The sequence below is a fragment of the Geothrix fermentans DSM 14018 genome (assembly GCF_000428885.1).
GTDB lineage: Bacteria > Acidobacteriota > Holophagae > Holophagales > Holophagaceae > Geothrix > Geothrix fermentans.
The window spans coordinates 19,485-34,778 of record NZ_AUAU01000009.1 but is presented as its reverse complement, the minus strand read 5'-3'; the positions used below and the strand labels follow the sequence as shown (position 1 = coordinate 34,778).

The 15,294-nt window shown below is 67.7% G+C and carries 15 protein-coding genes; 11 read left to right on the top strand and 4 right to left on the bottom strand.

What is annotated here, in order from left to right; genetic code table 11:
• The first annotated feature begins 2 nt into the window (after positions 1-2).
• The 5 genes from G398_RS16030 (at position 3) to G398_RS0103715 (ending at position 3,851) form a co-directional block, all read left to right on the top strand.
• Positions 3-638: a CAP domain-containing protein gene (locus G398_RS16030; protein ID WP_084511950.1), complete on the top strand. Its 636-nt coding sequence runs from the start codon at positions 3-5 to the stop codon at positions 636-638.
• 46 nt (positions 639-684) lie between these two features.
• Entirely contained in the window at positions 685-1,470 is a 786-nt protein-coding gene (locus tag G398_RS0103730) for an MlaE family ABC transporter permease (RefSeq protein WP_169720608.1), read from the top strand.
• Positions 1,470-2,138 (top strand): ATP-binding cassette domain-containing protein, encoded by a 669-nt coding sequence (locus G398_RS16025; RefSeq protein ID WP_052571350.1) that lies wholly within the window; start codon positions 1,470-1,472, stop codon positions 2,136-2,138. The genes G398_RS0103730 and G398_RS16025 overlap by 1 nt, the downstream gene beginning before the upstream one ends.
• On the top strand, positions 2,135-3,100 hold the full coding sequence (locus G398_RS0103720; protein WP_026852596.1) for an MlaD family protein: 966 nt from the start codon (positions 2,135-2,137) through the stop codon (positions 3,098-3,100). Before G398_RS16025 ends, G398_RS0103720 begins: the two co-directional genes overlap by 4 nt.
• A 196-nt stretch (positions 3,101-3,296) precedes the next feature.
• Positions 3,297-3,851 (top strand): OsmC family protein, encoded by a 555-nt coding sequence (locus G398_RS0103715; protein WP_026852595.1) that lies wholly within the window; start codon positions 3,297-3,299, stop codon positions 3,849-3,851.
• 51 nt (positions 3,852-3,902) lie between these two features.
• Here the strand turns inward: G398_RS0103715 and G398_RS0103710 are convergent, their stop codons facing one another.
• Genes G398_RS0103710 through G398_RS16015 form a run of 3 tightly spaced genes read right to left on the bottom strand, consistent with a single transcriptional unit; the run spans position 3,903 to position 5,753 of the window.
• On the bottom strand, positions 3,903-4,196 hold the full coding sequence (locus tag G398_RS0103710) for a YciI family protein (protein ID WP_026852594.1): 294 nt from the start codon (positions 4,194-4,196) through the stop codon (positions 3,903-3,905).
• Positions 4,197-4,218: 22 nt separating this feature from the next.
• A complete protein-coding gene (locus G398_RS16020) occupies positions 4,219-5,166 on the bottom strand; it encodes a carbamate kinase (protein ID WP_052571348.1) in 948 nt (315 codons plus the stop codon).
• 50 nt (positions 5,167-5,216) lie between these two features.
• Positions 5,217-5,753, bottom strand: coding sequence for a GNAT family N-acetyltransferase (locus tag G398_RS16015; protein WP_052571346.1), 537 nt, complete (start codon positions 5,751-5,753; stop codon positions 5,217-5,219).
• 58 nt (positions 5,754-5,811) lie between these two features.
• Here G398_RS16015 and G398_RS16010 point away from each other — a divergent pair, with 58 nt between their 5' ends.
• From G398_RS16010 to G398_RS0103670, 6 genes are all read left to right on the top strand, one after another.
• Entirely contained in the window at positions 5,812-6,726 is a 915-nt protein-coding gene (locus G398_RS16010; RefSeq protein ID WP_052571344.1) for a glycine--tRNA ligase subunit alpha, read from the top strand.
• Entirely contained in the window at positions 6,648-8,861 is a 2,214-nt protein-coding gene (gene glyS, locus G398_RS0103690) for a glycine--tRNA ligase subunit beta (protein WP_245576261.1), read from the top strand. Before G398_RS16010 ends, glyS begins: the two co-directional genes overlap by 79 nt.
• Positions 8,862-8,868: 7 nt before the next feature.
• Positions 8,869-10,719: a DUF1570 domain-containing protein gene (locus G398_RS0103685; RefSeq protein WP_026852592.1), complete on the top strand. Its 1,851-nt coding sequence runs from the start codon at positions 8,869-8,871 to the stop codon at positions 10,717-10,719.
• 32 nt (positions 10,720-10,751) lie between these two features.
• Positions 10,752-12,281: a glutamine-hydrolyzing GMP synthase gene (gene guaA / locus G398_RS0103680; RefSeq protein ID WP_026852591.1), complete on the top strand. Its 1,530-nt coding sequence runs from the start codon at positions 10,752-10,754 to the stop codon at positions 12,279-12,281.
• A 92-nt stretch (positions 12,282-12,373) separates the two neighbouring features.
• On the top strand, positions 12,374-12,820 hold the full coding sequence (locus G398_RS0103675) for a hypothetical protein (protein WP_026852590.1): 447 nt from the start codon (positions 12,374-12,376) through the stop codon (positions 12,818-12,820).
• Between the two features lie 134 nt (positions 12,821-12,954).
• Positions 12,955-14,037: an HD domain-containing phosphohydrolase gene (locus tag G398_RS0103670; protein ID WP_043483474.1), complete on the top strand. Its 1,083-nt coding sequence runs from the start codon at positions 12,955-12,957 to the stop codon at positions 14,035-14,037.
• A gap of 7 nt (positions 14,038-14,044) precedes the next feature.
• Here the strand turns inward: G398_RS0103670 and dsrP are convergent, their stop codons facing one another.
• The gene (gene dsrP / locus G398_RS0103665) at positions 14,045-15,292 is read right to left on the bottom strand and encodes a sulfate reduction electron transfer complex DsrMKJOP subunit DsrP (RefSeq protein ID WP_026852588.1); all 1,248 of its coding nucleotides are present in this window, start codon (positions 15,290-15,292) and stop codon (positions 14,045-14,047) included.
• Positions 15,293-15,294 lie beyond the last annotated feature (2 nt).

The following is a 15,294-nucleotide window of genomic DNA, read 5'->3' as shown; positions in this document are numbered from 1 at the left end:
CCATGAGGCTCGCCGTCCCGCCGCTCGCCATGCTCCTACTCGCCAGCCTCTCGCTCGTCCGGGCGGCCCCGCCGGAATCGGCCACGGCCTTCGACCGGGCCGTGGTCCAGGAGATGAGCGACGCGCGGGTCCGGCCGAAGGCCTATGCGAAGCACCTGCGGGAGCTGCGGCCGTACTTCGAGGGCCGGCTCTGGAACCGGCCCGGCCGCGTGCCCCTGCGCACGGAGGAGGGCCTGGCGGCGCTGGACGAGGCCATCGCCTTCCTCGAAGCCGCGCGGCCCGTGGGTCCCCTGCGCTTCAGCGAGGGGCTGGCCCGGGCGGCCCGGCTTCATGCCCAGGACATCGGACCGAGGGGCAGCATCGAGCACACCGGGTCGGATGGCAGCCGGCTTAGGGACCGCCTGAACCGCCAGGGGCGCTGGCAGGGGCTCATCGCCGAGAACATCAGTGCCGGCGAGGACGATGCAAGGCAGGTGGTGATCCAGCTGCTGATTGACGACGGCATCGCCAGCCGCGGCCACCGGACGAACCTCTTCAACCCGGATCTGCACCAGGCCGGAGCGGGCTCCGCACCCCACCGGGACTACCGCACGGTGACGGTGATCGACCACGCCGACGGGTTCGTGGCGGGGCACTGACGCGGCCGGTTTTCTGCTAGCCTTGGAGCCATCCCTCGGGTGAATGATGGCTTTCCTTGCGTGGATCGGCGCGCCTGTGCGCAGCTTCCTGGCGTTCCTGGGCGACCAGGCGCACCTGGTGCTGCGGACCCTGCGCTCCGGGCTCGCGCTCCGGGCCGGCCAGGTGGCGGTGGTGGGCGGGCAGACGAAGCTCCAGGTCCGCTTCACGGGCCTCGATGCCGCGCTGCTCGTGGCCGGCATGGCCCTGCTGCTGGGCGCGGTGACGCTCATCCAGGCCTTCAGCCAGCTCTCCGGCCTGGGCGCGGAGCACTACATCGGCACGCTCATGGTGGTCATCATCCTGCGGGAGCTGGGCCCGCTGCTGACCGCGGTGCTGGTCATCGGCCGCAGCGCCACGGCCATCGCCGCGGAGCTGGGGACCATGCAGCTCAACGGGGAGGTCGACGCGCTCCTGGCCCACGGGGTGGATCCCTACCGCTACCTGCTGCTGCCCCGCTGGGCCGGCGTGCTCGTGGCGGTCTTCGCGCTGGTGGTGTGCTTCGACGCGGCGGCCCTGGGCGGCGGCTTCCTGGTGGCCCGGCTGAAGTACGGCCTCGCCTGGGGCTTCTTCATGGATTCCGTGCGACAAGCACTGTCGAATCTGGACTTCGCCGCGACCCTCCTGAAGGTCGCCCTCTTCGCCGGCGCCATCACCTTCCACGCCTGCCACTTCGGCCTCGGCGTCCGGCGCAGCCAGACGGAGATCCCCCAGGCCGTCACCCGCACCGTGGTCTCCGCCCTGGCGGCGGTGTTCGTCATCGACGGCCTCATCGCCGCGCTCTTCTACTTCTGATGCTCCAGGTCCGCGGCCTCGCCTGCGAGTCCCCCGAGGGCCGGCCCCTGGCCGAGGGTCTGGACCTGGCGGTGGGGAAGGGGGGGAACCTCCTGGTGACAGGCGCCAGCGGTTCGGGGAAGAGCCGGCTGCTGAAGGTCCTCGCGGGTCTGGAGCGGCCCCGGCGGGGGGAAGTCCGCCTCGGCGGCATCGCCGTCTGGCCGGGCGACGGCGCCCTCGCCCTGCTGGGCCGCATCCGGGTGGGCTTCGCCTTCGCGGCCGGCGGGCTGCTCTCGAACCTCAGCCTGGTGGACAACCTGGCCCTGCCTCTCCGGTTTCTGGGCCTGCCGGAGGCGGAGGTATCCCGGCGGTCCGAGGGGGCGCTCATTCGCCTGGGCCTGGGCCCCCTGGCCCGCCTGCGTCCCCACGCCGTCAGCGGCGCGGCGCGGAAGCACGCGAACCTGGCCCGCGTGTTGGCCCTGGAACCGGAGCTGGTAATCCTCGACGACCCGCTGGAGGGCCTGGATGCCGCGGACCGGGGGGCCGCCCTCGAGCTGATCCGGGCCTGGGCCGCGGATCCGGGCTGCACCCTCGTGATGGCGATGGAGGAGGCGGAGACCCTTTCCGGGCTCGCGGCGGAGCGCCTCCACCTGCAGTCAGTGCCTGCCGCGCCCATGGAGCCCGCATGAACTTCGAGAAGCAGGATGCCCGGCTGGGGGTCTTCGTCCTCCTCGCCCTGGCCCTCTTCGTGGGCCTGCTGGCCTACAAGAACGCCGGCGCCGTGACCGAGAGGACCTATCCGCTGATGGTCCGGCTCGACCAGATGGAGGGGCTGGTGCCCGGGACGGATGTCCAGCTGAAGGGCTATCGGGTGGGGGCTGTGGAGCGGGTGGACATGCGGCGGGAGGGCACGGACTACCACTTCCTGGCCACCCTGGCGGTGCGCTCGGATATCCAGCTCTGGCGCGGCACCTGCGCCGTGGTGGCGCCCAAGGGCGTGGGCAGCGTCATGCTGGATCTGCGGCTGCCCCCGCCGGGGGAGCGCACGGTGGCCCTGGCCGCGGGCGACCAGATCCCCGGCGAGGAGGGCGTGTCCCTGGGCGGCGTGCTGGAGCGGGCGGACCTCCTGCTGGCCAACCTCAACGGCTCCCTGGAGGACGTCCGGGAGCGGGTGCGGACGAAGGGGCTGGGCGATCTGCTGGAGCATCCCTCCGTGGCCCGGGCCCTGCACTCCCTGGATGCCACCCTCCGGGAGTTCCAGGCCCTGGCCCGGGATGGCCGCAGCCTGGCCTCCCACGCGGACCGCAGCATGGGGGAGGCGGACAGGGCCCTGGCGGACCTGGAGCGGAGCCTGGCCGTGACCCGGACCCTGGTGGAGGCGCGGGCCCCGGAGCTGGACCGGATCCTGGTGAGCCTGGCCTCGGTGCTCCAGCAGTCGGACGCGCTGCTGGCCCGCTTCCGGGCCGAGGACCAGCCGGAAGTGGAGGCCAGCCTCAAGGCCCTGCGGCGCTCGCTGGATTCCGTGGAGGAGCTGCTCCAGCTGCTGAAGCAGAAGCCCAGCCGGGCCGTCTGGGGCACCCCGGGAGAGGCCGAGCGGGAGCGGGCCAGGAAGGCCCTGGAGGCTGCCCGGGCCGCGCCGCCTTCCAAGTGACTGGACCCGGGCCGGATGTGCCGGAAGGGTGTCCTGGTTCGAATTTTGCGACCTTGTTTCAACCCCGGGGCGGCCCATGTTGGAGGCTCTTTCCAGAGGGCCCCGTGGCTTGCGGGACCCTTGTGGGTGTCCTATACGCGCTTCCCGTCCGGGGCTGGCCTCCGGCTGGGATTGTGCCGGTCCAGGAGGAGGATCCATGGGCAGCATCGCAACCATCCACAACGGCGTGAATGTGGATGCCCTCAACACCACCGTCTCGATGGTGAAGGCCAATCCCGCCCTCGCCAAGTTCACCTTCCGGTCCAAGGCCAAATGGATCAACGGAGCCCATTCCCAGAGCACCTTCGATTCCCTCTACGGAGCGGGGATGGAGCACAAGCGGGGCACGCCGATGTTCCTCGAGGCCGACGAGCCCGAGGCCCTGCTGGGCACGGATCTGGCCCCCAACGCGGGGGAGGCGGCCCTGCACGCGCTCAGCGCGTGCCTGAGCGTGACCTACGCCTACAACGCCGCGGCCCTTGGGCTGGACATCAGCAGCCTCAGCTTCGACATGGAGACGGATTCCGATCTCCAGGGCTTCCTGGAGCTGGACAAGAACATCCGGCCCGGGCTGTCCCAGATCCGCGTGAAGGTGAACCTCGCCTGCAGCGGCACGGCGGCGCAGATCGAGGATCTCCACGCCCGGGTGATCCGCACCTCGCCGCTCTATGACACCTTCAAGAACCCCGTGGACATCAAGATGAGCCACTGAGGCCGGTTTGAGGCCGATCCCCGTCCGGCGGTCAGGCCCGGCGGGCGGGGGTCAGATCCGGTCGAGCTCTTCCTTGCCCGCCAGCACCTTCCAGGGCATCAGCTCGTAGTTGGTGAGCCCGGCCTTGTGGAAGGGATCGCCGTCCCTGAGGGCGTCCAGGTCGGCGAGGGGGTTCTCGTCCTGCACACGCACCAGCCAGATGGCGCCGAACCGCGGTTCCAGGGGGCCCGAGGCCAGGAGGATGCCCTGGGCCTTCAGGGTGGCCAGGTAGGCCCGGTGGGCCTCCGTGACCGCCTCGATCTCGGGCAGCGGCCGGCGATAGCGGACGAGGATCATGGCGTACATCGGGGGGGCCTCCGGGGAACCCTCAGTCTCGCACGATGCGGGTGCCCACGGTGGCGGGGTCCTCGGTGGCCAGAGCCTCGGCGGTGGTGATGAGCACCTCGTGGCCGCCGCCCTCCAGGTAGGCCAGGGCGCTCTCGATCTTGGGGCCCATGCTGCCGGGCGGGAACTGGCCCTCCGCGAGGTGCTTCCGGGCCTCGCTGGCGGTGAGGCGGTCCATCCAGCGCTGGGTGGGCTTGCCGAAGTCCAGGGCCACCTTGGCCACGCCCGTGAGGATGATGAACAGGTCCGCGTCCAGCTGGGCCGCCAGCAGGGCGCTGAGACGGTCCTTGTCGATGACGGCCTCCACGCCCACCAGGAGGCCGCTGGCGTCCCGGATGACGGGGATGCCGCCGCCACCGCCCGCGATCACGGAGCTGCCGGACTGGAGCAGGGTCTTGATGGCGCCGAGCTGGACGATCTCCAGGGGGCTCGGCGAGGGCACCACCTTGCGCCAGCCCCGGCCCGAGTCCTCCTTCATCTTCCAGCGCTTGGAGCGCATCAGCTCCAGGGCGCGGAACTCGGGATAGAAGGGGCCCACGGGCTTCGTCGGGTCCTGGAAGCCCTTGTCCTCCTTGTCCACCACCACTTCTGTGAGGACGGAGGTGACCGGCGCGTCGAGGCCCATGAAGCGCAGGCGGTTGATGAGCATGCGCTCCAGCATGTAGCCCATGGAGCCCTGGGTCATGGCGCCGCAGATGTCCAGGCTGTAGGGCGGGATCTGGCCGGAGCCGGCCTCCTGCTGGATGAGCAGGTTGCCCACCTGGGGTCCGTTGCCGTGCACCACGCAGAGGGCGTAGCCCTCGGCCACCACCCGCGCCAGCATCTCCGCCGTCTCCCGGGCGTTCTCCAGCTGCTCCTCCTGCAGCCCGCGCTCCTTCTCTTTCAGAAGGGCATTGCCGCCGATGGCCAGGAGTGCGATTTTTCGGGTCATGCAGAACCCCGGGAAACCGGGATTCTAGCAAGACGCCAGGAAGACGGCCATCACACTGGACGAACCATCAAGTCATGCACCAGCAGGCGGTCCCGGTCCACCTGGTTCCCGATGCGGTAGGTGGCCCCGCCGGCGTCGGCGAAGCCGGCCTTGGCGTAGAACCGGATGGCGCGGGGGTTCTGCTCCCAGACCTGCAACCAGACGCCATCGTGGCCCGCTGCCGCCGCGTGATCCAGGGCGGCGGCCATCAGCGCCTGGGCGGCGCCGGTGCCGTGCAGGGCGCGGTCCACATAGAACCGGGCCACCTCCAGGGGGTTGACGAAATGGAAAGAGGCCCTTGCTTCCTCCGGGCCACCGGACCGGAGCAGGGCGTAGCCCATGAGAGTGCCCCGATCCCCCGCGATCACCAGCGTCCGGCAGGCGGGATCCGCCAGCTCCTCCGCCTGCTGCTTCCGGCCGAAGGTCTTGGCCAGGTGCAGCTCCAGGTTCGATTCAGGGATCAGCCCCGCATAAGTCTCGCGCCACAGGCGCCTGCCCAGGACCGCCAGGTCCTGGGCCTCGTCGGGAAGGGCAGGCCGGATGAGCATCCCCCGAGCTTAACGGAAGGGCGAAAAGCCGCTACAATGCTCGTTTTGGCGAGCCCCCATGCACATCCAGGAACTGATCCTCCGCCTGCAGCGGTTCTGGGCCGACCGGGGCTGCCTCATCGGCCAGCCCTACGATCTGGAAAAGGGCGCGGGCACCATGAACCCGCTCACCTTCTTCGGCGCCCTGGGGAGGAAGCCCTGGAACGTGGCCTACGTGGAGCCCTCGCGGCGTCCCGCGGACGGCCGCTACGGCGAGAACCCCTTCCGGGTCTACAAGCACCTCCAGTTCCAGGTGATCCTCAAGCCCAGCCCCGCCAAGGTTCAGGACCTCTACATCGAGAGCCTGGAGGCCCTGGGCATCGACCTGTCCAAGCACGACCTGCGCTTCGAGGAGGACAACTGGGAGTCGCCGTCCCTGGGCGCCTGGGGCGTGGGCTGGCAGGTGGTGCTGGACGGCATGGAGATCAGCCAGTTCACCTACTTCCAGCAGGTGGGCGGCCTGGACTGCCGGCCCGTGAGCGCCGAGCTCACCTACGGCATCGAGCGCATCTGCATGTTCCTGGGTGGCTACGACAACATCTTCGACCTGATCCATGGCGAGGTGAAGACGGACGATGGCGTGTTCCCCGTGACCTACGGCCAGATGCGCCAGCGCGAGGAGTTCGAGCTGAGCGCCTACAGCTTCGAGCACGCGGACCTGGACCTGCACCGCCGCCTCTTCGACGCCTTCGAGAAGGAGGGCTGGCACCTGCTGAACGACCTGGGCCACTTCCTCAGCGCCTACGAGCAGGCCCTCAAGATGAGCCACACCTTCAACGTCCTGGATGCCCGCGGCGCCGTGAGCACCACCGAGCGACCCGGCATCATCAAGCGCGTGCGCGACCTGGCCTGCGCGTGCGCGAAGGCGTATCTGGAGCATGCGGAGGGCGCCGTCGCACCTGCCGAAACCACTGGGAAGGGGGGTGCGAAGTGAGCGGCACGAAGACCTTCCTGCTGGAGCTGCATTGCGAGGAGATTCCGGCGCGGTTCCTGGAGCCCCTGGCCGATGAACTTGCTGACAAGGTTGAAGACGCCCTCGAGTCATGGATCCCGACGGGGGATTCTGCGAATTACGGAATCAAGATTCAGAAGTTCTACTCGCCACGCAAGCTTGCGTGGCGAGCCCAGGGCCTCCCCATCGCCCAGCCCGACCAAACCGACACCCAGGTGGGCCCGCCCCAGCGCATGTGCGTGGGCGAAGACGGCAAGCCCACCCTCCAGGGCCTGAAGTTCGCGGAGAAGTGGGGCGTCGATTTCAGCGCCGTGCGCTTCGAGCAGCCCGCGGGCAAGAAGGAACCCTGCGCGGTGGTGACGCTCATGAAGCGGGGGCGACCCACGGTGGACCTACTGGCGGAGGCCCTGCCGGGGCTCATCGCCGGGTTACACGTGCCCAAGGCCATGCGCTGGGGCAGCTCCGAGTTCGAGTTCGTGCGGCCCATCCGCAACATCCTCTGCCTGTTCGGCGATCAGGTCGTGCCCATCACCGTGGATGGCGTCAGGGCCACGAACACCACCTGGGGCCACCGGCTCTACCACCGCGAACACCCGGCCCCGGTGGCGATCGCCACGCCCGAAGCCTATGAATCGGCGCTGGAGGCCGCGGGCGTCGTGGTCAGCGTGGAGGCCCGCCGGACCCGCATCGCCCAGCAGCTGGAGGCGCTCGCCGCCGAGGTGGAGGGGCGCGTGGTCGCCGATGCGGAGCTGCTGGACACCCTGGCCGAGATCGTGGAGTTCCCCAAGATCGTGCGCGGCGAGTTCCCCGCCGATTTCCTGGAGCTGCCCAAGGAGGTGCTGGTCACCAGCCTGCGCGAGCACCAGAAGAGCTTCTGCATCGAGGGGCCGGACGGCGCGCTGCTGCCCTTCTTCCTCACGGCGGCCAACCGCACGGACGACCCCGCGGGCTTCGTGAAGGCGGGCAACGAGTGGGTGCTGAAGGCGCGGCTTTATGACGCCCATTTTTTCTTCGCTGAGGACCGAAAACACTCCATTGAGACTAGGGTGAGCTCATTAGAACAGTTGGTTTTTCAGCGAGAAATTGGCTCATATCTGGAAAAATCATTAAGAATTTCTGACCTTGCTAGAAAGCTCTCTCTGAAGGTAGGGTTGGATCCCGATAAAGCTGCGTCCGCAGGACGGCTTTGTAAATTTGATCTTCGCTCGCTGATGGTAAATGAATTTCCCGAACTACAGGGAATTATGGGTGGAGAATATCTTAGGCTTGCTGGAGCCCCTACTGAGGTCTGGAAAGCAGTAAAAGAACACTATCGGCCCATTGGACCTGAAGATAGTATTCCTGATTCAGACCTGGGATGCCTTATATCTCTGGCAGATAAATCTGACACGGTTATCGGGTGTCTCAAGAATGGTATGTACCCGACTGGCTCCAAAGATCCACTTGCATTGCGTCGATTTACATTGGGCGTGATTCGTATTATATGGGAGAAAAATTGGAATATTGATTTTAAATCATTAATTTCAATTGCTTACAGCTTGGTTCCTATGAAGGGAAACGTCTTTGCCATCATTCCCCCCATCCCACAGGAGGAGGGAGCCCCTCTTTCCAAACCTCGCTGGTTTGATGGGCCAATCGAAGCAATCGAAGCTTTCTTCAAGGACCGCGTGGCCTACCAGCTGGAGGTGGCCGGGTACGCCGGGTCCGTGCGCCGTTCAGCGCTGGCCGCCGGCTGGGAGGACCTGGCCGACCTCAAGGCCCGCTGCGAGGCCCTCTCCGCCTTCGCCGAGGACCCCCGCTTCGCCAGCCTGGCCCAGAGCGCCAAGCGCATCGGGAACATCCTCAAGGACGAAATCGCCTCTGGCGATTTCGATAGGGGCCTGCTGACGCAGGCCGAGGAGAAGGTTCTTGCGGAGCGGCTCGGGAAGCTGGAAACCACGGCCGACCGCAAGGCGCTTCTCGAAGCCCTGGCCGACCTCGCCGAGCCCCTGGAGGCCTTCTTCGCCGCCGTCATGGTGAAGTGCGAGGACCCCGCCCTGCGTGCTGCCCGCCTCAGCCTCCTCCACCGCCTCCGCCAGGCCTTCCTGCGCGTGGCGGACTTCAGCCTCTGGCAGTAGGGCCGACATGCGCCGCGGACCCTCCGTGATCGCCCGGGCCGGGGGCTCCAGCCGATGGCTGAAGCCCCTCGCCTTGGCACTGGTCCTGCTCAGCGGGGTTCCAGCCGCACGGGGGAAGGAAACCTGGACGGAGATCCGCTCCGCGCACTTCACCGTCTATTGCGAAGATGGCGAGAAGGAGGGCCGGAAGGCGCTCCTGGGGTTCGAGTCCATCCGGAGCGTCTTCGGCCGGGTGTTCCCGGGTCTCCAGCTCGATCCTCCCAAGCCGATGGTGGTGATCGTCACCCGGGATGAGGACTCCATGAAGCGGTTCCGGCCGGCCTCCTTCGAAGGCAGGGATCCCGTCCGCCACTCGGGCTACTTCCAGCAGGGGATGGACCGCAACTACGCCCTCATCCGCCTGGATGTGGAGTATCAGGCCAGCCAACCCTACTTCGTGGTCTTCCACGAGTACGCCCACTCGATCATCCACCTGAACTTTCCGGCGATCCCCACCTGGCTCGACGAGGGCCTCGCCGACTTCTACGGAGCCACGGAGCTCCACAAAGGCCGGATCCACCTGGGAAGGATCCCCAATGACCGGTTGGGGACCCTCCGCAGGGGGCCGATGCTTCCCCTGGAGAGCCTCCTCACCGCGACCCACGATTCCCCCTACTACCAGGAGGGGACCAAAGTCGGGCCCTTCTATGCCGAGAGCTGGGCGCTGGTCCACTACCTGCTGATGGATGAAAAGGCCCGGCAGGCCGGAGTGTTCAAGACCTATCTGAAGGCGCTCGACCGCCCTGGTCCGCCTCTGCAGCAGGCCCAGGAGGGGTTCGGCGACCTGAAGGACCTGGAACGCAGGCTGTTTGCCTACGTCCATCGCACCACCTACCACTTCATGGAACTCGACATGCCCTCCCAGCCCGAAGGGGCGCCTCCGGCTGTGCGGACCCTCGACGAGGCGGAAGCCCTGGTGGTCCGGGCCGAATTCCTGATGGAATCCCGGCAGGAGCCGGCCTCCCGTCCCCTGCTGGAGAAGGCCCTGGCGCTCGCGCCCCAGCGGCCGGAGGTCCATGCCGCCCTGGGGCTCGGGGCCGTGCATCGGGGAGAGAGGGGGAAGGCCTGGACCGCGCTCGAAACAGCCCAACGCCTTGGCAGCGGGGACTTCAGAGTCCCCTACCACCTCGCCCTGCTGGCGCAGGAAGGCGCGGGACCGGAGTCTATCGCTCCGGCACAGATCCTGGCCTTGTTGGAGGAGGCCCAGCGCCTCCGTCCGGATTTCCCGGGAACCTGGATGGCCCTGTGCCGCCAGTACACGATCCAGCCGCGGGATGCCAAGAAGGCCGTGGAGGCGGGCACCCGCGCCGTGACCCTCGAACCCCGCAACCTGGCGAACTGGGCCAATCTGGGATCCGCCTGCATGAACCTGGACCTCCCGCCCCGGGCCCGGGAGATCGGCGACCGGCTGAACCGCATGGCCTCCAGTCCGGATGAGCGGCAGATTGCCGTGGCCTATGCCGAGCACCTGGCCCGGTTTGAGCAGATCCAGCAGCAGCGGCGGACCGCGGAGGCCGCGGGATCGGCCATCCTCCCGCAAGGTGCCTCCGCTTCCCCGGAGACCTTGCCGCCCATGAAGTTCAGCCTGCCCTCCAACCTCGCCCCCTTGGGGCAGGAGGTCATCCAGCTGGCGAGCATGGGCCGGCTGGACGAGGCCATCCAGAAGGTCGAGGCGGTCCGGAAGAAGGTCAAGAGCGCCTACGAGCGGAACAGTCTCAAGGCCCTGCTAGATCAGCTCAGGGCCAGGAAGACCGTCCAGGCCAGGCCGGTCCAGCCACCCGGGCCGGATCCGGCGTCCAAGCAAGTTTCCGTTCCGTGACCCCACTTCGTTCCTTGAATCTAGAGGCTCCCATGCACCACGAACGCATCGCGATCATCGACTACGGCAGCCAGTACACGCGGCTGATCACCCGGCGCCTGCGCGAGCTGGGGGCTTTCGGGCTGGTGTACAACAGCGGCGCCACGGCGGCGGAGATCGGCGGCGCCGACCTCAAGGGGGTGATCCTCTCGGGCGGGCCGAACTCGGTGCTGGAGCCCGGGGCGCCGGACCTGGACCCGGCCATCCTCGGCCTGGGCGTGCCCATCCTGGGCATCTGCTACGGCCAGCAGCTCCTGGCGCGGAACCTGGGCGGCCAGCTGCACCGCTCCGCCAGCCGGGAGTACGGAAAGGCGGAGATCCAGGCCAGGCCTGAGGGTTCGATGCTGTTCGAGGGCCTGCCCCACATGCAGCAGGTGTGGATGAGCCATGGCGACCACGTGGAGGTCGCCCCGCCGGGCTTCGCCGTCACCGCGACGACCCCCAGCGTGCCCGTGGCGGCCATGGAGGATCCCAAGCGCGGGATCTACTGCCTCCAGTTCCATCCGGAGGTGACCCACAGCGCCCACGGCACGCCCCTGCTGCTGAACTTCCTGAGGCACTGCGGCATGGCCCTGGACTGGAACGCCGGCAACTTCATCGAGGAGAAGGTGAAGGCCATCCGTGCGCAGGTGGGCGAAGGCACGGTGGTGCTGGGCCTCAGCGGCGGCGTGGACTCCAGCGTGGCTGCCCTTCTGCTGCACAAGGCCATCGGCCGGCGGCTCACCTGCGTCTTCGTGGACCACGGCCTCATGCGCAAGGATGAGATGAAGCAGGTGCAGGCCTACTTCGCGCCCTTCGAGCTGAACGTGAGGTGGGTGGACGCCTCGGAGGAGTTCCTGGGTGCGCTCAAGGGCGTCACCGACCCGGAGCAGAAGCGGAAGATCATCGGCGGGAAGTTCATCGAGGTCTTCGAGCGCGAAGCCGGCAAGGTGAAGGCCGACTTCCTGGGCCAGGGCACCACCTACCCAGACGTGATCGAAAGCAGTGGCATCGGCGGCGCCATCCTCGTGAAGTCCCACCACAATGTGGGCGGCCTGCCGGAGCGCATGAAGCTCAAGCTGGTGGAGCCCCTGCGCGAGCTGTTCAAGGACGAGGTCCGGGCCACGGGCCTCGCGCTGGGCCTGCCCGAGGAGATGAACCTGCGGCACCCCTTCCCGGGCCCCGGCCTCGCGGTTCGCCTGCCCGGCGCCATCACCCGCGAGCGGGCCACCATCCTCCAGAACGCCGACGCCATCTTCCTCCAGGAGCTGCGGGAGAGCGGCTGGTACACGAAGACCAGCCAGGCCTTCGCCGTGCTGCTGCCGGTCCAGACCGTGGGCATCATGGGCGACGAGCGCACCTTCGAGTGGATGTGCGCCCTGCGGGCCGTGACCAGCGAGGACTTCATGACCGCCGACTGGGCCCGCCTGCCCCACGAGCTGCTGGACCGCATCGCCCAGCGCATCGTGCGCGAGGTGAAGGGCATCAACCGGGTGGTCTTCGACATCACCTCGAAGCCACCCGCGACGATCGAATACGAATAAGCAGCCACTGATGAACACGGATGAACGCGGATAAAGGCACAGGCGTTCCATCCGTGTTCATCTGTGTTCATCCGTGGCAAATAAGAGGCCCCATGGCAAAGCGCACTGAACCCGTCCGCAAGTCGGTGAAGGAGATCCTGGAGGACGTGCTCTCGGGCCACCGGGAGGCAGCGTTCAGCGGGCCGGAATCGGCGCTGAAGTACCTGCGCCGCACGTTCGAGGGCCAGACGAGCCTGCCCAACGCCGTGAAGGCCGTGGCCTACGACCGGATGGCCGAGGCCCAGGCCCAGACGGGGCAGTGGGAGGCCTGCGTGGACTCGGTGGACGCGGCCCTCGCTCTGCTGCCTGAGCTGGAGGCCGCCTTCCCCCACGAGTACCGGCGGATGCTGGAGGGCATGGCCTGCTTCGAGCGGGGCATCCAGGCCCGCAGCGAGCTGGGGGACTTCCACGGGGCCCTGGAGCTCTGCGAGCGGGCCATGGCCCTGGAGCTGGGCGCGCACTACGAGGCGAAGCGGGATTCGCTGGAGTGGGCCCGGTAGCCGGCAGGATGTGGAACAGGACAAACCGTCCCGGCTGTTCCATGAATGGATCTTCACGGTTTTTTATGGCCATGCGATCATCGATACCGCAGTCATCCAAGAACCTGCGCTGAGTCGTGATCCAGAGAGGGGCCATGGGCGGAGAAATCCAGGTGGTGCCGGAGCAGGTCAGCGTCCTGGTGGTGGACGACCTGCCCATCATCCGCCTGTCGCTGGAGCGGATCCTCACGAAGGCCGGGTACCGCTGCCGCACCGCCGGAGACGTGCCGGGCGCCCTCCGGGCCCTGGCGGAGGAACCCTCGGATCTGGTGCTCAGCGACATCCAGATGCCCGGGGCCTCGGGGCTGGACCTGGTGAAGGCCCTCCAGCCCCGCATCCCCGACATCTCCGTGGTGATGGTGAGCTCCACGGAGGCGACGGAGACCGCCATCGAGTGCCTCCAGCAGGGGGCTTTCGGCTACATCCTGAAGCCCTTCCAGCCGCGGGAGATCCTGGTGCAGGTGAACGCGGCCCTGAGGCGCCGCATGCTGGAGATCGCCTTCCGCGACCGTGAGGCCCAGCTGGCCCAGAAGGTGCGCGAACAGACCGAGCAGATCAGGGCTTCCCGGGAGGAGGTGGCGTTGCGCCTCATCTCCGCCAGCGAGCACCGGGACCATGAGACCGGCACCCATGTCCGCCGCATCGGCCTCTATGCCGCCGAGATGGGCCGGCTGCTGGGCTGGGACGAGGAGGCCGTCGAGACCATCCGCGCCGCCGCCCCCATGCACGACATCGGCAAGGTCGGCGTGCCGGACGCCATCCTCCAGAAGCCCGGCGCCCTCACGGACGAGGAGTGGGTGACCATGCGGCGGCACACCTCCATGGGAGCCACCATCCTGAAGGGATCGAAGGTCCCCTTCATCCAGATGGGGGCCCGCATCGCCTTCGGCCACCACGAGAAGTGGGACGGCTCGGGCTACCCCAGGGGCCTGAAGGGGGAGGCCATTCCCATCGAAGCCCGCATCACCACGCTGGTGGACGTCTTCGACGCGGCCAGCAGCCGGCGCCACTACAAGGACTCCTGGCCCGAGAACCAGGTGGTGGCGCTCATCCAGAGGGGCCGGGGCGTCCATTTCGACCCCAGGCTGGTGGACCTTTTCCTCGCCCACGTGGACCGCTTCGCCGCGATCCTCGCCGCGAACCCCGATGAGGAACGCGACGAGGATCCCGGGATCTAGCCTGACCCTAGTGGACGGTCTCCCCGGAGGAGGCCCGCCCCTTGGTGATCGTGAACTCGCCCAGCATCATGGGCACGGCGGCCTTCAGCATGAGCGTGAAGACCAGGAAGCCGATGGCGAAGATGCCCGCGGCCACGGCGATCTCCGTGAAGGAGGGGCGGTAGACGTAGATGTCCCCCAGCACGTCCGGCGTGAGGCCGGGGATGATGAGGCCCATGCCCTTCTCGATGTAGACGCTGGCGTAGATGAGCACGCAGCCGATGTTCAGCGTCACCCAGTTGGTGCGGGTGCGGGGCACGAGGAAGAGGATGAAGGCCGCGAGGCCGCAGAGAATGGAGGCCCAGGCGTAGGGCACCAGCGTGGTGTGCCCCTTGAGGCCGAACAGCAGGTACTGGAAGTACACCACGTGCTCGGTGCCCGAGTACAGCTCCTTGAAGGCCTCGGCGGCGGTGAGGAAGAGGTTGAAGCCCATGGTGTAGGCCATCAGCTCGGCCACCTTGAAGATGGCCTCGTCCTTGATGCTGAGCCGCGTGGTCTTCCGCAGCACCTGGAGCAGGATGAGCAGGATGGCGGGCCCCGAGCAGAAGGCCGAGGCCAGGAACCGCGGGGCGAGGATGGCGGAGTTCCAGAAGGGCCGCGCCGCCAGGCCGTTGTAGAGGTAGGCGGTCACGGTGTGGATGCTCACGGCCATGGGAATGGAGAGCAGCACCAGGGGCAGCACGAGCTTCTTCACATAGTGGCGCTCGGTGTAGGCGCAGAACAGCAGGTAGGTGACCACGAACCAGTTCAGCAGCAGGTAGAGATTCAGCACGATCACGTCCCAGGCCAGCATGGACTGGGGCCAGTTCAGGCGGCCCACCAGCGGGATGATGTGCCAGAAGCGGTCGGGCCGGCCGATGTCCACCATCACGAAGCCCAGGCACATGATGAGGGCGCTGATGGCCAGCATCTCGCCCAGGATGGTGATCTCCTTGATGGGCTCCCAGTCGTAGATGTAGGCGGGGATGACCAGCATGATGGCGGCGGCGGCCACGCCCACCAGGAAGGTGAAGTTGCCGATGTAGAAGCCCCAGGAGACCTGGTCGCGCATCTTGGTGACGATGAGGCCCTGGTTGAGCTGGCCGATGTAGGCGGCGGCCCCGATGGCGATGAGGAGCAGGAGGAAGCCCACCCAGGCGTAGTAGAGGCGGCTGCCCTTGGTGACGAGCCGGAGCGTGTCGGAGAGGAATCCCGAAAAGTTTCTCAGCGTGAACATGG

Coding starts and splice junctions, on each gene's coding strand:
- G398_RS16030 (WP_084511950.1), top strand. CDS start 3: ATGAGGCTCGCCGTCCCGCCGCTCGCCATGCTCCTACTCGCCAGCCTC.
- G398_RS0103730 (WP_169720608.1), top strand. CDS start 685: ATGGCTTTCCTTGCGTGGATCGGCGCGCCTGTGCGCAGCTTCCTGGCG.
- G398_RS16025 (WP_052571350.1), top strand. CDS start 1,470: ATGCTCCAGGTCCGCGGCCTCGCCTGCGAGTCCCCCGAGGGCCGGCCC.
- G398_RS0103720 (WP_026852596.1), top strand. CDS start 2,135: ATGAACTTCGAGAAGCAGGATGCCCGGCTGGGGGTCTTCGTCCTCCTC.
- G398_RS0103715 (WP_026852595.1), top strand. CDS start 3,297: ATGGGCAGCATCGCAACCATCCACAACGGCGTGAATGTGGATGCCCTC.
- G398_RS0103710 (WP_026852594.1), bottom strand. CDS start 4,196: ATGTACGCCATGATCCTCGTCCGCTATCGCCGGCCGCTGCCCGAGATC.
- G398_RS16020 (WP_052571348.1), bottom strand. CDS start 5,166: ATGACCCGAAAAATCGCACTCCTGGCCATCGGCGGCAATGCCCTTCTG.
- G398_RS16015 (WP_052571346.1), bottom strand. CDS start 5,753: ATGCTCATCCGGCCTGCCCTTCCCGACGAGGCCCAGGACCTGGCGGTC.
- G398_RS16010 (WP_052571344.1), top strand. CDS start 5,812: ATGCACATCCAGGAACTGATCCTCCGCCTGCAGCGGTTCTGGGCCGAC.
- G398_RS0103685 (WP_026852592.1), top strand. CDS start 8,869: ATGCGCCGCGGACCCTCCGTGATCGCCCGGGCCGGGGGCTCCAGCCGA.
- guaA (WP_026852591.1), top strand. CDS start 10,752: ATGCACCACGAACGCATCGCGATCATCGACTACGGCAGCCAGTACACG.
- G398_RS0103675 (WP_026852590.1), top strand. CDS start 12,374: ATGGCAAAGCGCACTGAACCCGTCCGCAAGTCGGTGAAGGAGATCCTG.
- G398_RS0103670 (WP_043483474.1), top strand. CDS start 12,955: ATGGGCGGAGAAATCCAGGTGGTGCCGGAGCAGGTCAGCGTCCTGGTG.
- dsrP (WP_026852588.1), bottom strand. CDS start 15,292: ATGTTCACGCTGAGAAACTTTTCGGGATTCCTCTCCGACACGCTCCGG.